Source organism: Lacinutrix iliipiscaria, assembly GCF_042686125.1.
GTDB classification, from domain to species: Bacteria; Bacteroidota; Bacteroidia; order Flavobacteriales; family Flavobacteriaceae; genus Oceanihabitans; species Oceanihabitans iliipiscarium.
Genome location: NZ_JBHUOV010000016.1, coordinates 1 through 1,352, shown reverse-complemented (window position 1 = coordinate 1,352; position 1,352 = coordinate 1). Strand labels below are relative to the sequence as shown.

The following is a 1,352-nucleotide window of genomic DNA, read 5'->3' as shown; positions in this document are numbered from 1 at the left end:
GTCCGTTCGATTTGTGGAGCGTTTCCTGCTTCTAACTATTCTGATTCTATACTTTTTACGACGCTAATATCATATTGCAATTCTGTAGGTGATTTAGATTGGGAAACCGGAATTGTTGACGTTTCTTTTAATACATTAAATAATACAGATGGTTCACCAAAAGATAATCCTTATGAAGATTTTACAAATCTATCAACAGATATTCAAAAAGGTACATCTTATGATTTATCAATAAAAGTAGACACAGACGGTCCATATAACTGTTATGCTAATGCTTGGATAGACTGGAATAGAGATGGAGATTTTAATGATACTCAGGAATCTTTCAATTTCCCAGTATTTAATGATACAGATGGTAGTTCCCCTTTTGTCTCAATTTCAATTCCTGTTCCTAATGAAGCAAGTACTGGAGCTAGCAGAATGCGTATCGCAGTGAAATATAACACCTACCCTACATCTTGTGAAACAAATTATGATGGTGAAGTTGAAGACTACACCGTAAATATTGTTCCTTCTATTATACCTCTTACAGAAGGTCCAGGTGGCGTTACTGCCGATTTAGCGTTGTGGCTAAAAGGAACAGATGGCTTAGGGTATTCTAACGGTCAAAGTGTGAGCACTTGGTCAGATCAAGGTCGTGGTGCTGATGCTACAGTAAATACTCCTGGACAAGAACCAACCTATAAAGACAATGTTAATGACAATGTCAACTTTAATCCTGTTGTGGATTTTGATAACACCTACTCGACTTCTACATTAGATGGTGATTTTTCTTATGATGACACATCTACTCAATTCTTAGAAGGAACAAGCGGTTATTACTCACAAGATATTTTTACAGTTGTAATTCCTGATGCTGATGCTGACTACAACTTTGGAAAAATGGATATTTTATGTGGTGATGAAGATATCGCTACAAATAATGTTGATGAAACTGGAGTTGGATTAGGGAACTATTCTAACCGTTTCAATAATGACGTATTTACTTATACTCATGGAACAACAGTTGCTGGCAATGGTTATGGTGTGGCTCAAACAAGCACATCTGCAACTTATGATAACGCAGGAATTATTAACGTAAGAAATAATTTAGCCGCTACACAACAAGAATTATACTATAATGCTATAAACAAAGAAAATACACAAAATGATGTACCAGATTTTGCGAATGTCAATGATTCTAGGTTTTGGATTGGTCGCTCTGAAGGATATGAAGCAAGTGCTGATGCTAGAATTGCTGAGGTAATCACTTATTCGTCTAGAAAAACAGATACCGATTTAACAGTTGAACGTAATAGAATTATGTCTTATTTAGCCATTAAATATGGTATTACTCTTGGTGTTAATGGAAC

1 protein-coding gene is annotated in these 1,352 nt (G+C 35.5%); it reads left to right on the top strand.

Annotation, left to right across the window (positions count from 1 at the left end):
- The coding region (locus ACFS5M_RS13930) for a GEVED domain-containing protein (protein WP_379899138.1) at window positions 1-1,352 on the top strand (1,352 nt) is incomplete at both ends.